This is a genomic window from Mitsuaria sp. TWR114, assembly GCF_007997345.1.
In genome coordinates, this window is the sequence record NZ_VOSR01000395.1 from 1 (window position 1) to 5,416 (window position 5,416).

At 71.4% G+C, this 5,416-nt stretch carries 6 protein-coding genes; 3 read left to right on the forward strand and 3 right to left on the reverse strand.

Annotated elements, in window-relative coordinates; translation table 11 throughout:
- Window positions 1-1,991 (forward strand): acetyl/propionyl/methylcrotonyl-CoA carboxylase subunit alpha (locus FUT87_RS14905; RefSeq protein ID WP_147241518.1); only part of this gene is annotated, 1,991 nt, incomplete at its 5' end.
- Between the two features lie 41 nt (window positions 1,992-2,032).
- Window positions 2,033-2,944, forward strand: coding sequence for a hydroxymethylglutaryl-CoA lyase (locus tag FUT87_RS14910; RefSeq protein WP_147241519.1), 912 nt, complete (start codon window positions 2,033-2,035; stop codon window positions 2,942-2,944).
- Between the two features lie 75 nt (window positions 2,945-3,019).
- Here the strand turns inward: FUT87_RS14910 and FUT87_RS14915 are convergent, their stop codons facing one another.
- Both FUT87_RS14915 and FUT87_RS14920 read right to left on the reverse strand, forming a co-directional pair.
- Window positions 3,020-3,235, reverse strand: a complete 216-nt coding sequence (locus FUT87_RS14915) for a hypothetical protein (protein WP_091720037.1) — start codon at window positions 3,233-3,235, stop codon at window positions 3,020-3,022.
- Between the two features lie 221 nt (window positions 3,236-3,456).
- A complete protein-coding gene (locus FUT87_RS14920) occupies window positions 3,457-3,903 on the reverse strand; it encodes a VOC family protein (RefSeq protein WP_147241520.1) in 447 nt (148 codons plus the stop codon).
- 148 nt (window positions 3,904-4,051) lie between these two features.
- On the opposite strand from FUT87_RS14920, the gene FUT87_RS14925 reads away from it, so the two are divergent.
- Window positions 4,052-4,630 (forward strand): ComF family protein, encoded by a 579-nt coding sequence (locus FUT87_RS14925; protein WP_147241521.1) that lies wholly within the window; start codon window positions 4,052-4,054, stop codon window positions 4,628-4,630.
- A gap of 38 nt (window positions 4,631-4,668) precedes the next feature.
- Here the strand turns inward: FUT87_RS14925 and FUT87_RS14930 are convergent, their stop codons facing one another.
- On the reverse strand, window positions 4,669-5,226 hold the full coding sequence (locus FUT87_RS14930) for a hypothetical protein (protein ID WP_147241522.1): 558 nt from the start codon (window positions 5,224-5,226) through the stop codon (window positions 4,669-4,671).
- Between the last annotated feature and the right edge of the window lie 190 nt (window positions 5,227-5,416).

Sequence of the window (5,416 nt, forward strand, 5' to 3'; positions counted from 1 at the left end):
AGAAGATCCTGATCGCCAACCGTGGCGAAATCGCCTGCCGCGTCGCGGCCACCGCGCGCCGACTGGGCGTGAAGACGGTCGCCGTCTATTCCGACGCGGACGCGCGTGCGCGCCACGTCGATGCCTGCGACGAGGCGGTGCGCATCGGCGGTCCCGCGCCGCGCGACAGCTACCTGCAGTGGCAGCGCATCCTCGATGCGGCCAAGGCCACCGGCGCCGAGGCCGTCCATCCGGGCTACGGCTTCCTGAGCGAGAACGAGGAGTTCGCGCAGGCCTGCGCGGACGCGGGCCTGGTGTTCATCGGCCCGCCGCCGGCGGCGATCCAGGCGATGGGCCTGAAGGCTGAATCGAAGCGCCTGATGGAGCAGGCCGGCGTGCCGCTGGTGCCGGGCTATCACGGCGCGGACCAGGACCCGGCGCTGCTGCGCCGCGAGGCGCAGCGCATCGGCTACCCGGTACTGATCAAGGCCAGCGCCGGCGGTGGCGGCAAGGGCATGCGGGCGGTGCATGCGGACGAGGACTTCGAGGCCGCGCTCGCGTCCTGCAAGCGCGAGGCGATCAACAGCTTCGGCGACGACGCGGTGCTGATCGAGCGCTATGTCCAGCGGCCGCGTCACATCGAGATCCAGGTCTTCGGCGACAGCCACGGCGAGTGCGTCTACCTGTTCGAGCGCGACTGCTCGGTGCAGCGCCGCCATCAGAAGGTGCTGGAGGAGGCGCCGGCGCCCGGCATGACGGCCGAACGCCGCGCCGAGATGGGCGCCGCCGCGGTCGCGGCCGCGAAGGCGGTCGGGTATCAGGGCGCGGGCACGGTCGAGTTCATCGCCGAGCAGGACGGCCGGTTCTACTTCATGGAGATGAACACCCGGCTGCAGGTCGAGCATCCGGTGACGGAGGCCATCACCGGGCAGGACCTGGTGGAGTGGCAGCTGCGCGTCGCGGCCGGCGAGCCGCTGCCGCTCAAGCAGCACGAGCTGCGCATGCACGGCCACGCGATCGAGGCCCGCATCTGCGCCGAGAACCCCGAAGGCGGTTTCCTGCCGGCGACCGGCACGCTGTCGGTGGCGCGCTGGCCGGCGCACGAGGCCTTCCGCCGCGCGGCGGTACGCATCGATTCGGGCGTGGGCGAAGGCGACGCGATCAGCCCGTTCTACGATTCGATGATCGCCAAGCTGATCGTCTGGGGCGAGACGCGCGAGCAGGCGCTGGCGCTGCTGGACGCGTCGCTGCGGGACACGCACATCGTGGGCCTGCACACCAACGTCGCCTTCCTGCGGCGCTGCGCGGCGACGGCGTCCTTCGCGCATGCCGACCTGGACACCGCGCTGATCGAGCGCGAGAAGGACGCGCTGTTCGGCCAGCCCGGGCTGCCGCTGGCCGAGGCCGCCGCCGCGGTCGTCGCCCACACGCTGGCCGAGGAGTCGGCCACCGAGTCCGCCGACCCGTGGAGCCGCCGCGATGGCTGGCGCCTGTTCGGCGCGGCGCAGCGGCGCTTCGAGCTCGACGTCGATGGCGTGCATCACCAGGTGCTGCTGTCGCGGCACCATCACGGCGGGCTGTCGTTGACGCTGCCGGGCGGCGCGGCCGGGGAGGCGATCGCGCTGACGGTGCGCTCCGCCTCGCCGGAGCGGCATGAGCTGCATCTGAACGAGCGACGCGTCGCGGTGTCGACCTACAAGGTCGGCGAGCAGGTGGCGGTGTTCGGCGCGCACGGCTCGGCGCTGGTGACCGAGGTCGACGTCATCGCCCATGCGGGCGAGGGGGGATCGGAAGGTGGCCGGCTGACCGCGCCGATGCCCGGCAAACTGGTCGCCTTCCTGGCACAGGCGGGGGACACGGTCGCCAAGGGCCAGCCGCTGGCGGTGATGGAGGCGATGAAGATGGAACACACGATCACCGCGCCGCGCGACGGCGTCGTCGCGGAGTTGCTGTTCGCGGTCGGAGACCAGGTCGGCGACGGCGCCGAACTGCTGCGGCTGCAAGCAGCCTGAAGACCTCGCACGCGATACGTCAGAAGCCCAAGGATCACGCCATGACCACATTGCCTGCACGAGTCACCCTGGTCGACGTCGGCCCGCGCGACGGCCTGCAGAACGAGAAGGACACCGTCGCCACCGCCGACAAGGCCCGGCTGGTGTCGTTGCTGCAGGACGCCGGCCTGAAGGAGATCGAGGTCACCAGCTTCGTCTCGCCGAAGTGGGTGCCGCAGATGGCCGACAACACCGCCGTGATGGCGGCCATCGAGCGCCGCCCCGGCGTGCGCCACAGCGTGCTGGTCCCCAACATGAAGGGCCTGGAGGGCGCGCTGCCGACCCGGCCCGACGAGATCGTGGTCTTCGCCGCCGCGTCCGAGGCCTTCTCGCAGAAGAACATCAACTGCTCGATCGCCGAGAGCATCGAGCGCTTCGCCCCGGTCGTGGCCGCGGCCCACGAGGCCGGCATCAAGGTGCGCGGCGCGCTGTCGTGCGCGGTCGGCTGCCCCTACCAGGGCGAGGTCTCGGCCGACGAGGTCGAGCGCGTCGTGAAGCTGATGAAGGACATCGGCGTCGACCACCTTGGCGTCGCCGACACGATCGGCGTGGGCACGCCGCGCAAGGTGCAGGCGGCGATGGCGCGGGCGCTGAAGCATTACCCGCTGGTCGAGGTCAGCGGTCATTTCCACGACACCTACGGCCAGGCGCTGACCAATATCTATGCCTGCCTGGAGCTCGGCATCCACACCTTCGACGCCAGCGTGGCCGGTCTGGGCGGCTGCCCGTATGCGAAGGGCGCGACCGGCAACGTCGCGACCGAGGACGTGGTGTTCCTGCTGAACGGCCTGGGCATCGAGACCGGCATCGACCTGGACAAGCTGGTCGATGCGGGCGCCTTCATCTCCGGCGTGCTGGGTCGCCCGCCGGTGTCGCGCGTGGGCAAGGCGGTGCTGGCCAAGCGCAAGGGCTGATCGCCGCGAGGCGACCCCGCCTCGCCGAGCCCATTGGCCGCCGTCGCGGGAGGCGGCTCGCGCTCCTGAATCGCCTCAACCGGCGTCGCGCCTGCTGCCGCGGCCGCGCGCCAGCGCCACCAGTTGAAAGACGGCGGATGCCAGCAGTACCGGGCCGGCGAAGCGGGCAAACCAGCCGTCGGTGTGATTGGCGCCCGGCACGATGCCGAGCAGCGCCAGCCCGACCAGGGCCTGGCTGACCGCGCCGATGAGCCACAGGAGCGTCCGGAAGCGGGAGTTGTCGTTGCGCATGAGTGGGAAAGGGGCGGTCCGCCCCGGGGATGGATGTCGTGCCGGGAAGCGTACGTTGGCGGCCATCGACCACCAAACCCACCGGAGGGGGAATGGTTCAGACGGCCTCTGGCCCTCGTGAAGGATGCATCAGAGAGGCGTGACCAAAGCATGCGCGCGACGTCGAAGCGCGGTGAGTTCGAACTTCTTTACCTCCGCGCCGGATCGACCGGCCGAGGCCGTCAGCCCCGCACGCGCTCCACGAACCACCACAGGTGGCCGTCGAGGTCGAGCACGCCGTAGTTCTTGTCGGCCCAGTACTCGGGCCCGTAATCCTCGACCTTGGGCTCGTGGACGATGGTGGCGCCCGCGCGGCGGGCGCGCTCGCAGTGCGCCTGCGCATCGTCGACGTAGAGCATCAGGCTCTGCGTGTTGGCGCCGCCGACGCCCTTCGGGCTGCGCCGCGGGATGCCGAAGCGCTGCGAGCGCTGCCCTTCGCCGCCCTCGGCGACCATGATCAGCGCCTCGCCGAAGATCAACTGGCTGTGGACGACCGAGCCGTCGTCGCCGTCGATGCGCAGCTGCAGCTCGAAGCCGAAGGCCTCGCACAGCCAGGGGATGGCCTTGGCGGCGCTCTCGTAGAACACGGCGCTGGACAGACGCGGCCAACCGGCGGGCGTGGGCTTCATGGCGACTCCCTGATCGAGGAAACATCCAGCATAGGCGTCGCCTCCCGGCGTCCGCAAGCCTGAGCGGCGACATCCCTCCCCGGGCGGTGTCGAACCACCCGTGCGGTGGACCAACCCACCCGGCTTTCCACCTCCTGAAGGCAGCCGGATGGATGTCTCCCTGCGACCGATCGAAGGTCCCTGGACCGAGGGTTATGTGCTGGACCGGACGCTGCTCGCCAGCGCCTACCTCGGCGAGGACCCGGCCGGGCGGCCGCGCATCACGACCACCCGCACCGAGGTCGGCGAGGCGCTGTTCCAGCTCAAGCACCGCGGCGACCTTTCGAAGGCCGAGCCGCTCGCCCGCGCGCTGCGCCTCCGCGTGCTGCCGCGCCTCGGGCCGATCGGCTTCATCGTGCCGATGCCGCCGTCGCGCGCCCGGCCCTGGCAGCCCGTGGCCCTGGTGGCGCGCGCGCTGGGGCAGCAGCTGCGCGTGCCGGTGTTCGAGCGCCTGCTGCTCAAGGCGCCGCAGGCCAGCGCGGCGCGCGCTTGCGCCACCCGTGAAGAGACGCTCGGGTGGCTCGTCGCCACCTTCTCGCTGCACGACGAGATCCGCAACCCGGGACGATGGAACGCGCTGCTCATCGATGACCACATCGACACCGGCGTCACCCTCGAGGCCGCCAGCCGCGTCCTGTGCCGGTACCCGAAGGTCGCGCAGCTGTACGTCGCCGTGCTGACCTCCTAGTGGGCGGCCCGCTCGGCCGGGCCGCTAGTCCGGGCCGCTCAACTGGCGGCGAGGGTCTGGCCGACGCTGTCGCGGAACTTCGCCGCGCGCTCGGCGTCCGCATGCGCCTCGATGCGCTCGCAGCACTGGTGGACCCACTCCTGGAAGCGGCTTTCGGTGTCGACCTGGCGGACCAGCTCGCGGAGCTCGCCCTCGCGGCCGGCCAGCATCCGCGTGACCAGGTCCAGCGCGAAGAACTTGGTGGCGACCAGGCGCTTGGCACGCGCCTGCGCCTCGCGCGCCAGGGCGGCCGCTTCGGCGACCTCGTCCGCGTCCACGGCCTGGATCGCGGACGCCGGCGCCGGTGCCGGTGCCGCGGCGGCCACCGCGGGCTTGAGGGCCCGCGGCAGCTCCACCAGGCCCTGGTCGACCAGCCGCGACAGGCCGTCATCGCCCAGGCCCAGCCCGCGGGCCAGGCGCTGCAACTCCTGCGCGTCGCGCTTGCCGTCGACGGTGATGAGCAGCGCTCGCAATGCGGGCGGCAACTGGCGCTGGCCCGGCGCCAGCATCTGGCGCGCCAGCTCGGTCTTGCGGGGAGGAGTAACAGAAGTTTGCATGGCGGGCCGGATGTTGCGAAGGTCGCATGCAGGCTTGATGACAGTCCGGCGTAGGCCTCCCCAGCTTGTGGATTGCCGCACGCGCCGCCGCTGCCTACGATCCGGCTTTCCGGGCACCGTCCCGGGCGGGGAGGGACTTCACATGGACAAGCTGGTCATCGTTCATCGCGGCGCGCTGCGCGCCAAGTAC

Bases quoted from the DNA above. Each gene is read 5' to 3' on its own strand.
- FUT87_RS14910 (WP_147241519.1), top strand. From the start codon at position 2,033: ATGACCACATTGCCTGCACGAGTCACCCTGGTCGACGTCGGCCCGCGC.
- FUT87_RS14915 (WP_091720037.1), bottom strand. From the start codon at position 3,235: ATGCGCAACGACAACTCCCGCTTCCGGACGCTCCTGTGGCTCATCGGC.
- FUT87_RS14920 (WP_147241520.1), bottom strand. From the start codon at position 3,903: ATGAAGCCCACGCCCGCCGGTTGGCCGCGTCTGTCCAGCGCCGTGTTC.
- FUT87_RS14925 (WP_147241521.1), top strand. From the start codon at position 4,052: ATGGATGTCTCCCTGCGACCGATCGAAGGTCCCTGGACCGAGGGTTAT.
- FUT87_RS14930 (WP_147241522.1), bottom strand. From the start codon at position 5,226: ATGCAAACTTCTGTTACTCCTCCCCGCAAGACCGAGCTGGCGCGCCAG.